This is a genomic window from Pseudomonas sp. TAE6080, assembly GCF_018732265.1.
GTDB lineage: Bacteria > Pseudomonadota > Gammaproteobacteria > Pseudomonadales > Pseudomonadaceae > Aquipseudomonas > Aquipseudomonas brenneri.
The window spans coordinates 132,043-152,794 of sequence record NZ_JAHIDY010000007.1; the positions used below are offsets into that span (position 1 = coordinate 132,043).

Below are 20,752 nucleotides of genomic sequence, written 5' to 3' on the forward strand. Positions count from 1 at the left end.
AGGTGTCTCCCTACACAACCATCCCGATAAGTTCGCCACCAGGCGAGCCCAGCCCAGGACCGAATCTGATGGCTATTCACAGCGCGCCCGTTGACCAAGACGTGGACGTACAGGCGATGCCTGCGCCTCAAACACAGATCCAGGACACTCTCCTGCAGAGCGTGTCCTGGATCTGTGATCACTACAACCTGGGTAAATCACCGCAGGCCCTGACTGCCGGGCTTCCTAAAGTCGGCCTGCTGACGCCCTCACTGGCAATGCGCAGCCTGACCAATGCCGGACTGACCGCCGGGATGATCGAGCGTCCTGTCCGGGCCCTGCCCAAGCAATTGATGCCGATCATTATGCTGCGCAAGGATCGCGGTGGCTGCATTCTGCTTGGATATCGCCTGGACACCGAAGCCGAAGACAAACGCGCCTGCCGTTACCAAGTGATCCTGCCGGAGATCAGCCTTGACCCGGTAGAAATCGATCAGGCCACGATGGACGGGATGTACACCGGCTTCGCCATTCTCATGAAGCCTCAAGCCAAGATCGATGCACGTGCCGGCGACGAGACACCGCAAGCCGCAGGCCATTGGCTGTTCTCCACACTATGGCGTTATCGGCGCTATTACCGCAGCGCTGCAATCGGTGCCGTGCTGATTAACGTACTGGCCCTGGCCAGCATTTTTTTTACCATGAACGTTTACGACCGTGTTGTGCCCAACCAGGCATTTATCACGCTCTGGTCGCTGGCGATTGGTGTGGTCGTGGCCATGGTGTTTGAGGCCATTGCCCGTTACGTACGGGCTCACTTGCTTGACCTGGCGGGAAAAAAAGCTGACTTGGTGCTGGGCACGATGTTGTTTCGCCAAGCCTTGTCGATCCAGATGGAGCACAAGCCCGCCTCTTCCGGCTCGTTTGCCAACCAGTTGCGTGAGTTCGAGTCCGTTCGCGACTTCGCCACCTCCGCCACCCTGGCCACTATTTCCGACCTGCCCTTTGTGCTGTTGTTCGTTGGGGTGATTTTTGCCGTGGGCGGCCCGCTAGGATGGGTACCCCTGCTGTTGATTCCATTGATTCTGATTATCAGCGTGGCAATCCAGTGGCCGCTGGCGCGCACCATGAAGGAAAACCTGCGCGAGTCTTCCCTCAAGCAAGGGGTGTTGATCGAGTCCGTGGAGGGCCTGGAAACGCTCAAGGCCATTGGTGGTGAAGCCTATATGCAGCGCCGCTGGGAGACATTCAGCGCCCTGGCGGCCAACACCTCCATGAAGTCTCGCGAACTGTCCAGCATGGCTTCCGGCAGTGTGGCCTTTCTCCAGCAGATCCAGACCGTAGCACTGATCGTCATCGGCGTTTACCTGATTGACGCCGGCGACCTGACCATGGGCGCACTGATCGCGACCGTGATGCTTGCCGGTCGCGCGACCGCCCCCCTTAGTCAGGTCGTCGGCCTGGCGTTGCGCTTCCAACAAGCCAAGGCGGCCATGAGCTCGCTCAGCGGCCTGATGGCCATGCCCGTGGACCGCGATGTCACTCGCGAATACATGGCCAAACCCGTCATCAGCGGCCAGATCAGCCTCAAAAATGTCGGTTTCTCGTATCCGGCCCCACCGATGCAGCCCAATCCTGCGGTGCTGCAAGGCATCAACCTGTCGATCGCCCCCGGTGAACGCGTAGCAATCCTGGGACGCATCGGCAGCGGTAAATCGACCCTGCTGCGCGTCATGGCGCGCCTTTACTTGCCGGTTAACGGTCAAATATTTGCCGATGGCCTGGATGTCAATCAGATCGACCCTGCCGACTGGCGCAAAGCGGTTGGTTATGTCGGCCAGGATGCGCGCCTGTTCTACGGCACCCTGCGAGAAAACGTCATGATCGGTCGCCCGGAAGCCACTGCCGAGGAGTTCCTGCGGGTCATTCGCCTGACAGGGCTGGACCATATTGCGGCGCGCCATCCCAAGGGCATCAATCTGCCTATTGGCGAGATGGGGGAAGGTTTGTCAGGCGGCCAACGCCAGTTGGTTTCTCTGGCGCGCAGCCTGCTGGCACGCCCCAGCCTGCTGTTGCTGGATGAACCCACCAGTGCAATGGACGGCCAGACCGAGGTGCAGTTTCTTGAACACCTCAAGCGCGCTACCGAGGGCCAGACCCTGGTAGTGGTAACCCATCGCCCCTCTCTGCTCGCGCTGGTGGAGCGAATCATTATTGTCGACGACGGCAAGGTCAGCGCCGACGGGCCCAAAGACAAAATCCTCGAAGCCTTGAATGGCAACGCCGCCAAGGCCCCGGCAAAGACTGGCGCGCCAGTCAAACCGTCCGCCAACGTAAACGTCGGCCCCGCGCGCCCGGTGCCTCCTCAACGCGTCGCAGTACCCGACTCCAGCAGCGGGAACGACGCCCCGGCAACGCCTGCCATAACCCCGGAACAACCTGCGGTGACTGCATAATGTTCAAGAAACTATTTGGCCGAGGCGAAGCCGCCAGCCCCCTGATGCCTGGCGATGCCGCCTTTATGAATGATGTCCAGGAGTCACTCCTGGCGCAAACCACCCCAGGCTCGCGTTTGATTCTCCAGCTCATTGCCGCCGTATTGATCGGCGGCCTGGTCTGGGCCTACTTCGCTCGGGTCGAAGAGATCACCCTCGGGGAGGCAAAAATCATTTCCAAGAGCCGCGAGCAGATCATTCAAAGCCTGGAGGGCGGGATTCTGGCCGAAATGAATGTGCGCGAAGGCGACATCGTGGAAAAGGACCAGATCCTGCTCAAGATCGATCCGACCCGGGCCCAGGCCAGCTATCGCGAATCCTTGTCCAAGGTCATCGGCCTGAAGGCAAGCATTACCCGTCTACGGGCAGAGGCTTACCAGCAGCCGCTGGAGTTCGACGAACTGGTCATGACCGACCCGGCAGTCGTTCAACAGGAACAACAGGCCTACAAGGCTCGCAAAAATGCGCTGGACGAAAGCATCAATGGACTGCAGCGCAGCTACGCGTTGTCGGCCCGCGAGATTCAACTGGCCGAGCCTCTGGCCGCCAAGGGCTTGATGTCCGAAGTCGAAATCCTGCGCATGCGCCGTTCGGCCAACGAAATCAAATCGCAGATTGTCGAGCGTATCAACCGTTACCAGGCCGAAGCCAACTCGGAGCTGGCCAAGTTCGAACTGGAGTTGTCGCAGACCAGCGAGAACCTGGTGGGACGCGCAGACGTGGTCGAACGTACCACCATCAACGCACCGGTGCGCGGCACGGTGAAGAATGTAAGGGTCAACACCCGCGGCGGGGTTATCCAGCCCGGCGAACCTATTCTGGAAATTGTCCCTCTGGAGGATCAATTGCTGGTCGAGGGCAAAATTCGCCCCGCCGATGTGGCTTTTCTTCGGCCCGGCTTGCCCGCGACAGTAAAAATCACGGCCTATGACTACGCCATTTACGGTGGCCTCAAGGGGCATGTCGAGCACATCAGTCCCGACACCCTGAAAGACGATCAGAAAGCCGCGGCCGGCCGGCCCGACGACACTTACTACCGAGTTCTGGTCCTGACAGAAAGCAGCAACCTGGAGGCGGGTGGCCGATCCTTGCCGATCATTCCCGGGATGGTGGCCTCGGTGGAAGTGCGCACCGGCGAGAAAACCATTCTCGACTACCTGCTCAAGCCCGTGCTCAAGGCACGTGAAGCCTTTCGAGAGCGCTAATGACTCTCTCAACGAACCGCAAATTCCGCCTGACCCCGGCCGCCTGGCTAGTTTCCTGCTGCCTGTTCGGCGGCCTCGGCACGCCATTGGCCCTCGCCGAGGGTCTGCCGATTTTTACCCCGGTTGCACCACAAAAACCGGTTGCGGCAACAACAACTAAACCAGCGAGCACTCCAGTGGCGACACCGCGAGGCAGCGACTTGATTTCATTCCAGCCGCCTGCGCGCGCCGTCGCGAGCGCAGCACCTGAATTCAAACCGGTTGCAACGCCCGTAAGCCCGGCACGCCCACCCACCGTAACGGTTCCCGTAACGCGCAAAAACAACGACTTGCTCACCTTTGAGCCGACCTCGGCGAGTACTGTCGCTCGCCCGACAGCCCCGGTGCGCGTCGCCCCGCCTCCCACGGCCAGCGCAGCAACACCTGTCGAGAGCGCCGCGCCCCCGAGCTTCGCCCCAACGTCGAGGGCGGTCCGTGAGGCGCAACAGCAAGTCCACAGTGTCTCAGCCCTGTCCCTGGCTGCATTGCCACCGCGACTGGCGGCACGCCGTGGGGAAGGCAGCACCCTCCACGGGCCCAGCGAAACCGAGCTGCGCCACGTATTCAATCGCGCCGTGGAGGCAGCCATCGACCGTGCCCCGGCCATTTTCCGGGCCAAAGCCGAGCAGCAAGCCGCCGAGGACGACATCGCCGAAGCCGAAGGGCAACGCTGGCCGCAAGTCGACATCGGTACACAAACCTCACCCGTCAATTTCGGTAAAGGCTCCGATGTCGACTCAGGCAGCGGCGGCGTCAACCTGGCCGTCACCACCCCAGTGTACGATTGGGGCCGTATCCGTAACTCGATCGACAGTCGTAAACACCTGTCGCAGGCGGCCAACGAAAACTTTGAAGTAGAAAAGGAAACCCTGGGCTACGAAGTGGTCACGACGATGATCGAACTGGGTAAACAGCGCATCATTGTCGACCTGAGCCAACAGTTCGCTGACCGCATGAGTGAATTGGTCAAGATGCTCGCCGGTATCGTCGCCGTCGATAAAGGACGCGCCAGTGAATTGACTCAGGCCAAGGCCCGCCTGCTCCAGGCCCAAGCGCTGCGTGACGCGGCCAATGCAAAGGCCCGTGACGCCGAAATCACGCTGCACAAATTGGTCGGTGAACGCCCGGTGCCTATTCCGCGCACGCCAGAATGGAACATTCGCCTGGCCAACCTCGACCTGCTGCTTAACGATGCCAAGGAGCACCCGACCATCCGCAAGGCCACCGCCGAAACGGAGTCCGCCGAGCTGCAAGCCAAGGCAGTGCGGGCAGGCGGCCTGCCACAATTGAATTGGGTCATCAGCAAAAGCACTGCCGAAGACTCACTCGGTCGTGAACAGCCATGGCAAACCAACTTCTCCATGACTTGGGGTGCCTTTCGCGGTGGCTCCACCCGCGCCGCCGAACGCGCAGCCCTGCAACGCGCCGATGCCAGTCGCTATGAAACCGATCAACAGCGTCGCGACCTGGAGTTCCGTATCCGCACCGCCGATCACGACGCACGCACCATGCTGGAGCGATCAGAGCTTTACCGCGAGCTGGCGAAAGAGTCGGGGCGTATTCGCGAAGACTTTTTCCTGCAATGGCACCATTTGGGCAAGCGAACATTGCTCGATGTGTTGAGCTCCGAAAACGAGCACTATGGCAATCAGGTCAGCGAAATCAACAACCGCTTCGACGGCTACCAGGCCATTGTGCGCCAGTACGCAGGCGCCGGTACGTTGGCCCGTTGGTTGCGTACCGGCAGTTGAGCACCCGCTGAAAAACCATCTTGTCCGGCGCCCCCACCCACGGGCGCCATGGCCACCGCGACAACAGCAATTAACTCCGGGACAAGAACCCACAAGGTTGCTAGATTCAACCCCGTGGTCTCCTTGGCACCTTTCTTTCAGGTCTGTCCTTATCGGCCCCAATCGTCAGCACTGTCATTGGAGCGCAATACTTTGAAAAACCCTGTTTGCTCATTCGCCCGTTTGCTGGGGCTGGTGCTGTTGCTGTCAGCGCCGAACCTGCTGGCGCAAACACCCAAGCCGGTTGAGTTGCTGGTCAGTGCCCCGATTACTGCCCCGCCTGTCACGTTCGATGTACAAACCCGAGCGTGGCTCGCCACACAGCCCCAAGTGAACGTGGCCATCTGGACCGGTGCATTGCCACCCTTGCACATGGGGTTCGAGCAAGACCAGTTCGAAGGCGTCGCAGCGGATTACCTGGGGGTGATCCGTGAGACCACCGGCGTGCGCATGAACATCTGGCGTTTCGCAACCCGTGCCAAGGCCAGGGAAGCGCTGGAGCAAGGCCAGGTTGATATGCTTGCACTGCATGATGTAAGCGAAGGCCAGGACGGGGCCATTACGCAGTCCCGCCCCTACTTGCTGAACCGCAAAGTCATTGTCCGCCGTATTGGCGAGACCCTGTTGCCCTCCAGGGATTTGCGCGATCAGCGCCTGGCTTACGTCGGTGACGACAGTGTCGGTGCCTTTCTGCACAAGCAATACCCGCACGCCACCCTGATCCAGCACACCAACGATTTAAACAGCCTGACCTCGCTGGTCTTTGACCAGGCCGATGCCCTCTGGACAGATGCCATCACCGCCGAATTCCTGATCCGACTGCTGTACAGCAACGACGTTTATATCGCGGACGATGCACTCCACACCTCCGCCGACATCAACTTCGCCGTCAGTGACCGCAAGCCGCAGTTATTAGCGGCGGTCAACAGCACCCTGGATGCGATTCCGCCCATCGACATGATGCGAATCACTACGCGCTGGGGCCTGAGTAATAATTTTGTGGTCGAACAACCCCCCTTGAACCTGGACGCAGACGAGACCGCCTGGCTGGCGGCCCATCGCAAGATCAAGGTCCTCGTCGCGGGATCCTATGCACCGCTGACATTTTTCGATGACCATGACCGCCTTCAGGGCCTGAGTGCCGACCTACTGAAAATCATTCGGCAACGTACGGGCCTGGAGCTTGAAATCATTCGCAGCAACAGTGTTCCCGACATGCTCAAGCAACTCCAGGAGAAGCAGGCAGATGTCATCCTGGCCTTGAGTATCGGCGACCTGCGCCTGTCGGCGGAACAATACACACGGCCGTACCTCATCAGCCCGTTTGTCGTTGTGACGCGACGCTCAGAGGCAACGATCCAGCGCCTTGAACTCCTTAACGGAAAACGCCTGGCCATCCCGGTCGGTAATCCACTGTCCCAGTGGCTATCGCGCAACTACCCCGAGATCATCCAGGTTCCGGTTGCAACCGCGGTGCGGGGTATTGAAATGCTCTCCGACAATGAAGTGGATGCCAGCGTGCATACCCGATTTGGCGCCGACTATTTCATCAAGCACCATTTCCGGCAGGACCTGAAGATTGCAGCAGTCATCGGCCCCAACCCCGGGCGTATCGCCATGGCAGTGGCCAGCGACGACATGCCGCTCAAAAATATTATCAACCAGGTGCTGCTGGGCATTCCCCCCGAAGAACTCAAGACCCTGAGCGATCGCTGGCGCAATCATGCAGCCCCCGCGGTTTCGAGCTCCTGGAGCACCTATAAGGACAGCGTCTATACCGTCATTGCTGTAGCCCTTGCCTTCATCCTGGCGTTTCTGATCTGGAACTATTACCTGCAAATCCAGATCAAGAAACGGCGCAGTGCCGAGCGCGCCCTCAGTGACCAGTTGGCCTTCAGCAAAACCCTGATCGATGGCTCGCCCATCGCCCTGTATGTGCGTGACAAGGCTGGCCGGCTGGCGCACTGCAATCGGGCCTACCTGGAGTTTCTACACACCACCCAGGAAGAGGTCATCGGCAAGACATTGCTCGATGCCGGCGTCATCTCGCCACAACTGAGCCGCCAGTACCAACAGATCTACCAGCAGACCGAGCACCATGGAGAAGCGACCTTCGCCGACCTGGAGATCGAAGTGCAAGGCCGCCAGCACCAGATCTATCACTGGACCCTGCCTTTCCAGGACAGCAGGGGCGAGTTTTCCGGGGTGATCGGTGGCTGGCTGGACATCAGCGAGCGCGAACAGCTGATGGAGCAACTGCAGCAAGCCAAGGAGGCCGCCGACGAAGCCAACGACTCCAAATCCATTTTCCTGGCGAGCATGAGCCATGAGATCCGCACCCCGATCAGCGCACTGATCGGCCTGATCGAGATGCTCCGGGTACGTGGCGGCAGTCCCCAACAGATTGATGAAAACCTGACGGTGGCACACCAGTCCGCACAGTCTTTACTGTCCTTGATCGGCGATATCCTTGACCTCTCGAAGATCGAGGCCGGGGCCATGGTTCCGTTGCTGCGCCCGACTCATCTTGGCGAGCTGCTCAAGTCCATTTACAAGCTGTTCGAGATCAATGCGCAAAACAAACACCTGAAGTTCGATCTGCGGGTCGAAGCCCATGACCTGCAAGTACTTATCGACGCGCTGATGCTTAACCAGATCGTCGCGAACCTGATCAGCAACGCCATCAAATTCACTCAGCAAGGCTTTGTCGAATTGGTCTTGACGCAACTGCCCGATGACCCCGACACAGGCTTTGGCTGCTTCTTGATTGAAGTTCGCGATTCTGGGTGCGGCTTGAATGAACAACAGAAAAAAGCCGTCTTCGAGCCGTTCGTCCAGGTAGCGCCCAACGCCAGCGTCGGACGCAGCACGGGCTTGGGCTTGAGCATCTGCACCCGCCTGGCAACGCTGATCGATGCACAACTGAGTGTCGACAGCCAGCCCGCCAAAGGCTCGTGCTTCCAACTGCGGTTCAGTGCCGAACGGACCTCCCAGGCCCCGGCCCTCGTACCGGCCCTGGCGCCGAGTCACACCGGCCACAGCCTGAACATTCTGGTGGTCGAGGACCACGCGCCCAACCGCCTGTTGCTCTGTCAGCAAATCGAATACCTGGGCCACCGGGCTGTCGCCTGTGATAACGGAGAAATCGCATTGGCCGAGTGGAAACACGCCGCTCCGCCCTTCGACCTGACCATCACCGATTGCAACATGCCAGGCATGGATGGCTATGAGTTGACCCGGCAAATGCGCAACATCGAACACTCCCGCGCCCTGGGTGCTCACCCGATATTAGGCCTCACCGCCCACGCCCAGTCGCAGATCATCCAGGACTGCCTCGATGCCGGTATGACCCAGTGCCTGTTCAAGCCCCTGGGCATCGAAGCCCTGGCCCAACATATCGGCACCGTCTCGGCGCAGGTCGAACGCAGGGCAAAGGCTACCAGCACCACGGGTGGCGAACTGGGTAAGCTCAAGGTACTGGCACCCGAGGCTTATGGTGCCCTGGTCGATGAGTTCATCAAGACCAACCGCGAGGACAGCGCCCTGCTGGAGAAGCTGCTGCTCGACAACAACCTGGAGAAAATGCCCAGCCTGGCACACAAGATCAAGGGCGGCGCGCAAATGGCCGGTGCACAGGAAATCATCGAGGCTTGTGGACAGTTGGAGATATTGGCGATCCAAGGCGATGCCACCGCCTGTGCCGAGAAAGTTAAAACGCTCTTGAGCCGCCTACTGTCACTGGAGCACCAACTGTTGGACCGCCTGTAAGGCTAGTTAAGCGAACGTAATGCTCAAAGCAGGGAAGCCCCCCTGTGGGAGCCTATAGGGCTGTTCAAATCCCGGGCAAAAAAAACCGTCGCACCCGCGGTCCAGGTACGACGGAAAAGCCGAGAAGCACTGCTTCTCGAGAGGGGATCGATACATCAGGGTTGGGGGCGATCAAGCTCCACACGAATAGCTACGCGGCGGTTCGGCGCATAACAATTGATCTGTTCGAGCCGTGGCCCGTAGCACGTATGCACCACCGGCTCACGGCTGCCTGCACTCTGTGTGCTGAGGATCGATTCGCCAATACCACCGTCCACCAGCATCTGAAGCACGGTGTTGGCCCGTCGTTCACCCAACAGCTGGTTATCGGAAGCGCTGCCAAACGGATCGGTATGCCCTGTGACCTGAACGTGCTTGATCTGCGCTTCATCACTGCGTAATTCGTCGAGCAACTGACTGATAGCGGAACGCCCGGCGGTACTGATATCGCGATAGTCCGACTTGCCAGAAGCAAACAGCACATCACTGGCCAAGGTGTAGTGCTTGAAGCGCTCATCGTCCTTCAAGTACTCGTAGTAACGGCACGTCTCGACACCCGTGGCACGGGACAACGCATGCATCTGCAAGCGAGTGCCCTGCAATTGGCGCTCAGCGGGTTCACGCTCGACCGGCATCGGGAACGTATTACCGTCCTCGCGTACTTTCAGGTAATAGGTGCGCCCGCCTTCCAGTTTGGTCTGATACAAGTCAGTGCTCTTGCCGGTGTAGGTGGGCGCATCGTTCAGATAAGCGCCCAATGTGTGGCTGCCAGGGGCGAGGCAGAAACTGGTGAACCCGCCGGGCAGCAGGCCCGTATGGAATTCCCGGTCAATGTAGACATGGGCTGCGCCTTTGCGCTGCACGCCCTCTTGGGGGCGGTAATACACCACCTGCGCCTGGTCCACGGCTACGGGTGGCAGCCCGACATACGCCGCATAGAATACCCGCCCCGCCACCTGCCCAGCCTTGGGTTCCTGCGCCGTTGCGGGGTAGCTGGCCAGCAGGCTTGCAGCGGCCAGCAGCACCGCTCGATTCGTGTTTCGCATGAGAGTCATCTTGGTTCCATCGCCAGCGTCGACCATCGCAGGTACCTGGAGAAACAAACGGAATGGAGCTGGCGCTCATGGCCAACCTTCGAGCCAGAATTATCCGAAAGGCCGCCTTGTGCCGATATAAGAACCGTCTCAGAAATCCTCCCGATGGCAGCACCCGCACTCGACAAGCACTTTTCAACAAGCAAAAAAAACCCGGTGCAATCCTTGCACCGGGTAAACCGCAGAGCAGACAAGGCTCTGCGTAGAGTGGCTGTTAGCGCTGGGTGTCGACCCGCACCACAACGCGACGATCTGCTGCATGGCAAGCGATCTTCTCGGCGCGAGAGCCGTAGCAGCTACTGGTCACAGGCTCATCGGCACCGGCACTGCTGGCACTGACCGCCGAAGCTGGCAGGCCGCCTTCGAGCAGCACGCGCCGCACGGTTTGTGCACGCTTGAGGCCCAGCAAGTGGTTGCTGGCCGCCGAACCGATCGGGTCGGTGTGACCCACGACTTCGACACGGTCCAGGTTGGCGTTTTCCTGCTTGAGGCGGGTGACCAACTGACGGATCGCTTCGCGGCCCTGGAAGGTAATGTCCTGGTAGCCCGACTTGCCGAAAGCAAACAGCACGTCACCGGACAAGGCATAGTCCTTGAACTGTGGCGCCGCCATCGGCTGGTAATCACAGGCCTGCACGGTCGAGGCACGGGACAGTGCCTGGACCTGCTGACGCATGCCGGCCAGCTCACGCTCGGCCTCCACGCGAGCTACCGCTTGAGGGGCGCCATAACCGTCTTCGCGAACCCGCAGGAAGTAAGTCTTGCCGCCATCCAGGGCGGCCGAGAACACATCGGTGGTTTTGCCCTTGTACTGCGGCGCGTCTTTCACATAAGCCCCGAGGCTGTGAGTGCCCGGCGCGACGCAAAAAGCGCTGTAGCCGCCCGGCAACAGGCCCGCATGAAACTCGCGGTCCACGTACACGTGGGCAGCGCCCTGCTGGGAGCCCATGCCATTGGCACGGTAATACACCACTTGCACCTGACGCTCGGCGACCGGGGCCACTGGCGCGTACTGCAGGCCGAAGACCTTGTTCGACACACTGCCGGGCTTGAACTCCTCGGCCGTGGCGAACTGGGCGCCGGCCAAGGCCAGGCTCAGTACGGCAACGTTAAAGACAGTAATACGTTTAAACATGATCATGACTCCACTATGGACACCCGCAGGTACCCGTAGCTATTGAATGGGTTGAGGCTGGACGGACCAACCTTTTGGTACCGCAAGCCGTGCGCAGGCAAAAACCTGCGCACGGTGTTCGCGCTTACACCAGGTTGGTAGTCACCCCGTCCTGCACCAGCAGTTGGGCATCGAGTGAGGAGTGTTGGAAGACGTTGTATGTCACACCCTCGACCGTGACCTGCCCCATGCCCGCCCAGTCACCCGGATCGGTGCCGTCGGCCAACAAGTCATCCAGGTTGACGACGTCGCCGGCGTTGCCTTTGATCATCATCTGGACGGCATCGTCTGCGGTGAATAGCGAGGCTTCGCCCTGCTCCAGAACATCGCCCAGGGAGAGGTTCAGGGTGTTGTTGCCGGTGCCGGTGATGTCGATGATTTCAATCGATTCAAGTTTTCCCGCGATAGCTCCGAGATCAAGAACCTGGTTAGCCCCTATCAAGGCCAGGCTATCGATACCTCCGCCACCATTGACGATGCTATTGGCATTATTGAGTAAGCCAACGTTATCTATATAGAAAACATTATTCCCTTCACCACCAAAGTACTCTACGCCGCTTTGAGTAATCCCTTGAGCCGCCTCTGGCGCCACCGGAAGTGCGCCGGGGGTGTATTCATTGCGCCCCAACTGAATGTTATCAATCCAAAACGCGCCGTCGCTTGCTCCCGTCGCCTGCAAACTGACAGATGAGAAGGATGACCCATAAGGTAGCTCGGCAGTGATACTAGTAAGCAAACCGGCGCTCCCTGGGACTAAACTCTCCCGATAAACTTCAACGCCATTCTGATCATAGAAAATCGCCGTAATCCCTTCGCTGTTGTTGAAGTCCCCCACATCCATAGATATGAAAGTGTACTCCTGCGCCGCCCCACTCAACTCCAACTGAACTTGCGATCCAGTGTTGAGCAACAGCGCCATGCTGGTCGATGGCAAAGCCCAATTTGGTTGACCTACACTAAAACCAAGTCTACCATAACTAAAGTCTGCACCTACAGCAAGAACTCGCAAATCAAAGTTATCAAGTGCTATAACTTGCCCCAGAGTAAATATGCTGGCTGGTTGAGTGTTGAAACTTTCAGAGAACAACATTGAATCACTTTTGATGAATTCTCTATAAGAAGAGATATTCCCAGCCTGATCAGCCAATGCGACACTGATGTTATCAGCGTTACCATTACTATCAGACGACCATGGCAAGTCCGCTGTTCCTGCGTCAATGTCTGCTTGCGTTAACGGGTATTCAACCACCACCCCATCGATCAGCAAATGCAGTTTGTCACCGACCTCCAGCCCGACCCCATCGAAGTCAACTTGGATAGTCGTACCATCCCAGCTAACCGAGGTCGGTGTATTGACTGTGGTATCAAGCGTCACCGCCTGGCTTACGGTATTGGCATTACCCGCCGCATCGATTACACGGGTTTGAATAGTCCAATCACCGGTGTATGCACTCGAATCAAGGAAACTCCAGGTTCCATCAGCATTCAGCAAGACATCAAGCCAGGTAGCACCGCCATCAGTGGAAATCTGCACTTTCTCACCTGCTGCCAACGCCGCAGTCAACGATCCCTGAATCAAACGCCCGGCACTGCCGTCGTTGGTCACGAAGTCACCGCTGTCGGCACCGCTGTCCTTACCCATGCTCTCGACAACTGCCGAAGCAATTGGAACCTCAGTATCGATAATGATGGTCCACGAAGCAGACGGTGCACTCTCGTTACCCGCCGGGTCCACCGCAATCACATCGAACTGATTGGTCGAACCATTATTCAGTGGTGGGTTCGGTGTAAAGCTCCAACTGCCATCGGCACCAACAAGTTCACGACCGATTTCAACACCATTGTTGCGGATAATGACCGTATCGCCCGCTACACCACTGCCCACCAGGGTCGGCGTGGTGTCGTCTGTGGTGGCACCATCAACCAATGGGTCCTGAATCGAACCGACGTCATCACGGATTTCGTCAATGGTCGGAGCCGCCGAAGGCGTCAGGTCGATTTCCAGATTGAAATCAGCGGTTGGGGCGCTTTCGCCGCCGCCCAACGTCACCACGGTTGCGGTAAAGGCATAACTACCTTCTGGCAACGCTGGGGCCACGGTGTACTCCCAACGACCCAGCCCATTGACCGGAACACCGGCCTGCAGCAATACGCCGTCCAGGTAGATGTTGACGGTTGAGCCCGGTGTCGCCTGACCATTCAGGGTCGGTGTTGCATCATCGGTCACGCTGCCACTGGCCAACGGGTCCTGAATCGAACCGACGTTATCCTGTGCCTGCTCGATGCTGATAGCCACGGCACTGGTGTCGACCGTGAAGTCGACAGGCGTGCTCTCTGGGCTGCGATTGCCTGCGGCATCCACCACGATGGAGCTGAAGCTGTGTAGCCCGTCAACCAACGCCGGGGCCGGAGTGAAGCTCCAGTTGCCCGCGCCGTCTACCGGTACGCGACCGATCTCGACACCGTTGTCGAAGATGATCAGGGTCGTGTTTGGCTCAGCGGTGCCGCTGAAGGTCGGGGTGTTGTCATCGGTGGTATCGCCGCTGGCGATCGGGCCGACAATTGCACCCACGTTGTCTTCCAGCTCACTGGCATCCGCCGCGACTGGTGCCGTGGTGTCCACCGTGATCGGGTAGTCGCCGGTCGGCGCGCTTTCGTTGCCGGCCGCGTTGGTCGCGGTGGCGCTGAGGTTGTTCAAGCCCTGCGCCAATGCCGGGTTCGGGGTGATGCTCCAGTTGCCCAATGCATCGGCGACAACGGAACCGACGGCGACGCCGTTGGCGAACAGGGTGACCGTGGAGAACGGCTCAGCGGTACCGCTGACTTCTGGCTCGGTATCGTTGGTGCTTTGGCCCGGCATGATGTTGCCGACGTTATCGGCGACGTCATCCAGTACGCCGGTAATGCTTGGCGCTGGCGGTGTACCACCGGCAATCAGTTCGAAGTCGACACTGTTGGACGGATCGCTGGTGTTGCCGGCGGCATCTTCAGCCTTGGCGCTCAGGTCATGCGGACCGTTGGCCAGCGGTGGTACAGGAGTGTAGGTCCAGCGACCATCGGGACCCGCTGGGGCACGGCCGATTTCCACGCCATTGTCGTAGATGATAACGGTGGTGCCTGGCTCGGCGGTACCGCTGATGTCCGGTTGGGCATCGTCGGTGATATCGCCTGGGTTGATGTTGCCGGTGGAAGTACCCTGGTCGTCGAACACAGCGTCGATGGTCGGCGCAATCGGCGCCGTGGTATCGACGATGATGATGTAAGGATCGGATGGTTCGCTTTCGTTGCCGGCAGGATCGGTAACGATGACGGTGATCGGGTGTGGGCCGTCGATCAGCGCAGGGTCAGGAGTGAACTCCCAGCGACCGTCTTCGCCAACGACGACTTTGCCGATCTCCACGCCATCGTCGATGATGGTCACGGTGTCGCCTGGCTCCAGGCCGCCGCCGCCGAAGGTCGGGGTACCGTCATCGGTGGTACCGCCATTGCCGATATCGCCGATGATCGGGCCAACGTTGTCGATGGCGTCTTCAATGCCACCGGTACCCGCACCTGGTTTGCCGGGTGCTGTGGTGTCGACGATCACGATGTACGGATCAGACGGCTCGCTTTCGTTGCCGGCAGGATCGGTGACAATCACGGTGATCGGGTGTGGGCCTTCAATCAGCGCAGGGTCCGGAGTGAACTCCCAGCGACCGTCTTCGCCAACGACGACTTTGCCGATTTCCACGCCATCGTCGATGATGGTCACGGTGTCGCCTGGCTCCAGGCCACCGCCGCCGAAGGTCGGGGTGCCATCGTCCGTCACGCCGCCATTGCCGATATCGCCAATGATCGGGCCAACGTTGTCGATGGCCTCTTCGATGCCACCGGTACCGGCACCTGGTTTGCCAGGTGCTGTGGTGTCGACGATCACGATGTACGGATCAGACGGCTCGCTTTCGTTGCCGGCAGGATCGGTGACAATCACGGTGATCGGGTGTGGGCCTTCAATCAGCGCAGGGTCCGGAGTGAACTCCCAGCGGCCGTCTTCGCCAACGACGACTTTGCCGATTTCCACGCCATCGTCGATGATGGTCACGGTGTCGCCTGGCTCCAGGCCACCGCCGCCGAAGGTCGGGGTGCCATCGTCCGTCACGCCGCCATTACCGATATCGCCAATGATCGGGCCAACGTTGTCGATGGCCTCTTCGATGCCACCGGTACCGGCACCTGGTTTGCCAGGTGCAGTGGTGTCGATGGTCACGATGTAGGGATCTGACGGCAGGCCAGCATTGCCCGCAGCGTCAATGGCAACGGTGGTGAAGCTGTATTCGCCGTCCGCCAGGGCTGGCGATGGCGTGAAGGTCCAGGTGCCGTCTGGCTCAACAAGGGTTTCGCCAATTTTTTCGCCATTGGCGAAAACTTCCAGAGTCGATCCGGCCTCGGCCGTACCGCTGAGCGTCGGGGTATTGTCGTCAGTCAGGCCATTTGGCGAAATCACGCCGGTCTGATTACCGAAATCGTCGGTGATCGCATCGATGGCAGATTTGCCCGGTGCCGTGATGTCGATGATGAAGTCGAATTCATCGGACGGATTGCTGACATTGCCATCCTTGTCTTTCTCGACAACGATGATCGAGTGTTCGCCTTCTGGCAGCGGTTTATCCGGGGTGAATTCCCACTTGCCGTCTTCGCCGACGATCACTTCACCGATCGGTGTGCCATTGTCTTCGATAATGATCGTGTTGCCTGGGGTGCCGCCGCCGGTAAAGGTCGGGGTCCGGTCATCGGTGGAGTCGCCCTTCTCGATCGGGCCTTGTACTGCACCAACGTTGTCGCTGGCACCGCCAATGGAAGGCGTACCTGGAATGTTTGCTCCCGGGTCAACATCGTTGTGTTTTTTATCGTCGTCGCGAGTCAGCTGATAGGCCGCGCCCAACAGACCGAGAGCGCCCAAGCCCAGCAGCGCTGGCCAGAGCCAGCCAATACCCGTGCCGGCAACCAGACCGTTACCAAAACCAACCAGTTCTTCGGAACCCAGTACTTGGGGTGAAGAGACGCCATCGGCAAGGAATGCCGCCGCGTGATCGTCTTCCGCGTCGGAGGAAATGTACTCGTAGTAGGCGCCGTCTTCAGCCACACCGACCAATTGACCGTGGCTTTCGTAGAAGCCCTCAATGATCAGTTGTGGCTGGTCGGGATCAGTCCCTTCAGTGGCTACATGCAGGTCATTGCCCACACGCTTGATGGTCAGGTTCTCGGGAGCCACTGGTTTATCAGTGCCTTCGGCGAGGATGTATTTACCATCCTTGACCGCCTTGATGCGAACCGGGTCGCCTTGTTTGGTGGTGCGAAGCTCCACCGATTCGGTAATCGTTTTGCCGTCCACTACGGCGACGTTCACTGCGTTTGTGTTCACTGTGATGCCTTCATTCGTCAGATTGGTCACCGCGCCGGAGAGCCGGCACGTCCTAATTATCCAAGGCCCGTTTACTTGAAAGTACGGAACCCGGGGATAGGCTGAATGTTGAACTTCAGTGACCACTGTCGATATGAGATATGTCCCAAAACCCAGAATAATCCTACGAGCATAAAAGTAATTGCCGCACTCAAATACACCCACCCTTCATCAGCGAAAGTCTTAGTTCGACACTAACGCTTGCCCCCACATTGATCGCGGAACAATACCCCCGACTATCCGAATTTGAGACAAGTCCTACATTTGCGGTACGTGGTTCTGAGTGAGCCTAAAAAGGTAACGCTCGCCTCAAGTAACGCGTCCAGCCCCTCGTCCCGGTAAACCTATCGCGCGGATGGCCGCTTTCTTATAAACAGCCAGGAACTCCCAATGAAGGTCCCCTTTCGACTTAACGTATTCACCCCTCGACAGTTGGCGTGCATATTCGCCACCAGCGCATTGTCATTCTCGGCCCAGGCTGCGGAGCTAACCCGAGACAATGGCGCTGCAGTCGGAGATAACCAGAATTCACAAACCGCCGGGGCCAATGGCCCGGTGTTGCTGCAAGACGTGCACCTGATCCAGAAGCTTCAACGCTTCGATCGCGAACGCATCCCCGAGCGCGTAGTACATGCCCGTGGCACCGGTGCCCACGGGGTGTTTACCGCCACCGACAGCCTCGGATTACTCACCGAGGCCAAGCTGTTTACCACAGGTACAGTCACGCCGGTATTCGTGCGGTTCTCATCCGTGGTCCACGGGAACCATTCCCCGGAAACCCTGCGTGACCCTCGCGGTTTTGCCACCAAGTTCTACACTGCCGACGGTAACTGGGATTTGGTCGGCAATAATTTCCCGACTTTTTTCATCCGCGATGCGATCAAGTTTCCCGACATGGTCCATGCGTTCAAACCCGACCCGCGCACCAACCTTGACGATGACTCCCGTCGTTTCGACTTCTTCTCCCATGTACCTGAAGCCACCCGGACATTGACCGAACTGTATTCCAACGCCGGCATCCCGGCCAGTTACCGGGAAATGAATGGTAATGGCGTGCATGCCTACAAGTTCGTCAATAACAAGGATGAAGTGCACTACGTCAAGTTCCACTGGAAGAGCCTGCAGGGCACCCGCAATTTCTCGCCCAAAGATGTCGCTCGGGTGCAAGGGGCCGACTACAGCCATATGACCCAGGACTTGGTCAGCCATATCAGCAAGGGCGACTTCCCAAAGTGGGATTTGTATATTCAGGTACTCAAGCCGCAAGAACTGGGTAACTTCGACTTTGATCCCCTTGACGCCACCAAGGTCTGGCCGGACGTAGCCCTTCGCAAAGTGGGGCAAATGGTCCTGAACCGCAACCCTGCCAACGTGTTCCAGGAAACCGAGCAGGTCGCGATGGCCCCCTCCAATCTGATTCCGGGCATCGAGCCATCGGAAGATCGCCTTCTACAGGGCCGGCTGTTTTCCTACGCCGATGCCCAGATGTATCGCCTGGGTGCCAATGCACTGTTATTGCCAATCAACACTCCGAAAAATGTCATCAACAACGGCAACCAAGACGGTGCGATGAACGTAGCCAGCACCACGACAGGTATCAACTACCAACCAAGTCGATTGCTGGCGCGTGAAGAGTCTACCCCGGCTCGTTACAGCATGCTGCCTCTGTCGGGCAGCACTCAGCAGGTCAAAATCCAGCGAGAGCAAAACTTCAAGCAAGCTGGCGAGCTGTATCGCTCATTCAGCCACAAAGAGCGTCAGGACCTGATCGAAAGCTTCGGCAGTTCACTGGCCAGTGCCGACGACAAAAGTAAGCACCATATTCTGTCGTTCCTGTACAAGGCAGACCCGGAGTACGGCACTGGCGTCACGAAGGTCGTGAGCGGCGATCTGTTTCGTGTTCAGTCACTGGCCTCGAAATTGACCGATTGAATAACTGTTCCGCTGCCCGTAACGGGCAGCGATGACAGCATCGAATAAGGTAATCGCTGTGCCCAATAAACAACTGAGAATACTCGTCGCAGACTCCAGTTTGCCGAGACTGATCCAGGTTGAGAAGTGCTTGAACCTGCTTGGTTATTACAGGGTTCTCGCCTTGCAAAGCTCCGAAGACCTTCGGCTAATGAGCCATAGCCTCATCGACTATTTTGATGCCGTGATTGCAAATAAGGCGCTGGCATCGAATATTAAAACCACCTCTGCGCCACAGCACCAACTCCCCCCCTGCAAAAAACCTACGCTGTTGTATGACGGTCTGAGTTTCCCCCCAGACATTGAGCGTATAGAACAATTCATGGCTGAAATCGATCCACCCTCTCCGTGGGCGTGCTTGAAAGATCTGCCGTGGGTAAAAGGCCCGCACAAGGTAACAGGCAAATGACCTCCGGCAGACCGTGTCATGAATAAGTACTCCTGCCTGTCATTTATCAGCGTATGTGCTTTGAGTCTTGCTGGATGTACCCAGTCAACGACACATCCCGATCTCATAGAAGCACGTGAGCTTTTTACACAACTACAGAACAAACCCGAGTCGTTCACCGTCGCCGTCAGCGAGGTCAAGGCAGCCTTTGCAGTTCTTATCCAAGCCGACTTGTTATCCAATACCGATATCGACTCACCTGATGTCAGCCGGTTATCACAACTGGCCATACACAAAATAGCGCTTGCCGAGCAGGTAATAGCAGCGCGTAACCCTGAGTACCTCACTCAATGGAAGCAACAGCAACCAACAAAGAAAATACTGATGCAAAAAAAGCTCGCAGGCGAGCTTTTTAGAGAGTTGACTAACCACTCAAGTCAATAGAAGTACTTTCAGCAAGCCTTACCCAGGCATTGTCATAGCTCAATAAAAACGTTTTGCAGAAAAATAACTTTTATTCCAATAGCTATTACTCAATGAGTCGATACGAACGCTTTTGCCTTTTCTAGGCGAATGAATAAATCGATCACCACCGATATAAATCCCCACGTGCCTCATTCGGCTACCGCCATTATGCTGAAAGAAAATAGCATCCCCGGACTTCAAATCATCACGAAAAATCGTTGTCGCCGTAGAATTGAGCATCGAGGATGTTGTTCGGGGGATGTTAATACCCACCTCACTGCGGAACAGATAAAAAAGTAATCCGCTACAGTCAAACCCCTTACTCTCTGAAGTACCACCCCACTGATAAGGCGTTCCAATTAACTCATGAGCACGCCTTACAATATTTTCTATGTAACCTGAAGAATCACTATCAACACCGTGAGTATGACTACCGCCAGCGGATTCAATAGAGCGACTTTGTTTTGTGGAGGCGAACAGATAATCCGAAAACAAATAGCTGAGAACTATGACAACAGTAAACTTTGACACTTTACACACCGTAAAAATTGAGCACGTATTGGCTGGGGGGTGCAATAGTATTTAAGAGTTAGAAACCATCAAATAAGATTTGTCTCAGTCATACATAAGGACAGATCTTAGTCGACGAACGGGGTTCCACTTTATTTTCAGGGGCGCATCTGGCCACACTGTGCATTGGGAACAGAAGGCACCAAATTTCAGGCAAAAAAAAACCCGGAAATCCTCACTTGCGTGGGCCTTCCGGATTTTCTAAACCGCCAAAAATGGTGGGTCGTGTGGGATTCGAACCTACGACCAATTGGTTAAAAGCCAACTGCTCTACCAACTGAGCTAACGACCCGCTGTGTGGTGGCGCGTATAATACTGATTTCTAAGGATTATTC

11 protein-coding genes and 1 tRNA gene are annotated in these 20,752 nt (G+C 57.7%); 7 read left to right on the plus strand and 5 right to left on the minus strand.

Annotated features, from left to right (window positions below; genetic code table 11):
• Nucleotides 1-68 precede the first annotated feature (68 nt).
• The 4 genes from KL786_RS07900 to KL786_RS07915 all read left to right on the plus strand — a co-directional run bounded on the left by KL786_RS07900 (nucleotide 69) and on the right by KL786_RS07915 (nucleotide 9,276).
• Nucleotides 69-2,435 (plus strand): type I secretion system permease/ATPase, encoded by a 2,367-nt coding sequence (locus KL786_RS07900; RefSeq protein ID WP_252193639.1) that lies wholly within the window; start codon nucleotides 69-71, stop codon nucleotides 2,433-2,435.
• Nucleotides 2,435-3,679 carry an HlyD family type I secretion periplasmic adaptor subunit gene (locus tag KL786_RS07905; protein WP_215517249.1) on the plus strand — a complete coding sequence of 415 codons (1,245 nt, stop codon included), beginning with the start codon at nucleotides 2,435-2,437 and terminating at the stop codon, nucleotides 3,677-3,679. The genes KL786_RS07900 and KL786_RS07905 overlap by 1 nt, the downstream gene beginning before the upstream one ends.
• On the plus strand, nucleotides 3,679-5,469 hold the full coding sequence (locus tag KL786_RS07910) for a TolC family protein (RefSeq protein WP_215517250.1): 1,791 nt from the start codon (nucleotides 3,679-3,681) through the stop codon (nucleotides 5,467-5,469). Before KL786_RS07905 ends, KL786_RS07910 begins: the two co-directional genes overlap by 1 nt.
• Before the next feature lie 192 nt (nucleotides 5,470-5,661).
• Nucleotides 5,662-9,276, plus strand: a complete 3,615-nt coding sequence (locus KL786_RS07915) for a transporter substrate-binding domain-containing protein (RefSeq protein WP_215517251.1) — start codon at nucleotides 5,662-5,664, stop codon at nucleotides 9,274-9,276.
• 155 nt (nucleotides 9,277-9,431) lie between these two features.
• Here the strand turns inward: KL786_RS07915 and KL786_RS07920 are convergent, their stop codons facing one another.
• The 3 genes from KL786_RS07920 to KL786_RS07930 form a co-directional block, all read right to left on the minus strand.
• Nucleotides 9,432-10,361: an OmpA family protein gene (locus tag KL786_RS07920; protein WP_215517252.1), complete on the minus strand. Its 930-nt coding sequence runs from the start codon at nucleotides 10,359-10,361 to the stop codon at nucleotides 9,432-9,434.
• Between the two features lie 262 nt (nucleotides 10,362-10,623).
• Complete coding sequence (locus tag KL786_RS07925; protein ID WP_215517253.1) at nucleotides 10,624-11,544, minus strand: OmpA family protein; 921 nt, start codon at nucleotides 11,542-11,544, stop codon at nucleotides 10,624-10,626.
• 124 nt (nucleotides 11,545-11,668) lie between these two features.
• Nucleotides 11,669-16,984 (minus strand): Ig-like domain-containing protein, encoded by a 5,316-nt coding sequence (locus KL786_RS07930; protein ID WP_215517254.1) that lies wholly within the window; start codon nucleotides 16,982-16,984, stop codon nucleotides 11,669-11,671.
• A 429-nt stretch (nucleotides 16,985-17,413) separates the two neighbouring features.
• Here KL786_RS07930 and KL786_RS07935 point away from each other — a divergent pair, with 429 nt between their 5' ends.
• From KL786_RS07935 to KL786_RS07945, 3 genes are all read left to right on the plus strand, one after another.
• Nucleotides 17,414-18,955, plus strand: a complete 1,542-nt coding sequence (locus KL786_RS07935; protein ID WP_215517255.1) for a catalase — start codon at nucleotides 17,414-17,416, stop codon at nucleotides 18,953-18,955.
• 130 nt (nucleotides 18,956-19,085) lie between these two features.
• Nucleotides 19,086-19,403, plus strand: coding sequence for a hypothetical protein (locus tag KL786_RS07940; RefSeq protein ID WP_215517256.1), 318 nt, complete (start codon nucleotides 19,086-19,088; stop codon nucleotides 19,401-19,403).
• Between the two features lie 18 nt (nucleotides 19,404-19,421).
• Nucleotides 19,422-19,826 (plus strand): hypothetical protein, encoded by a 405-nt coding sequence (locus KL786_RS07945; protein ID WP_215517257.1) that lies wholly within the window; start codon nucleotides 19,422-19,424, stop codon nucleotides 19,824-19,826.
• Nucleotides 19,827-19,865: 39 nt separating this feature from the next.
• On the opposite strand, the gene KL786_RS07950 is transcribed toward KL786_RS07945, so the two are convergent.
• Both KL786_RS07950 and KL786_RS07955 read right to left on the minus strand, forming a co-directional pair.
• Nucleotides 19,866-20,240 (minus strand): C40 family peptidase, encoded by a 375-nt coding sequence (locus KL786_RS07950; RefSeq protein WP_458730143.1) that lies wholly within the window; start codon nucleotides 20,238-20,240, stop codon nucleotides 19,866-19,868.
• A gap of 393 nt (nucleotides 20,241-20,633) precedes the next feature.
• Nucleotides 20,634-20,709 (minus strand) — tRNA-Lys (locus KL786_RS07955).
• Nucleotides 20,710-20,752: the final 43 nt, after the last annotated feature.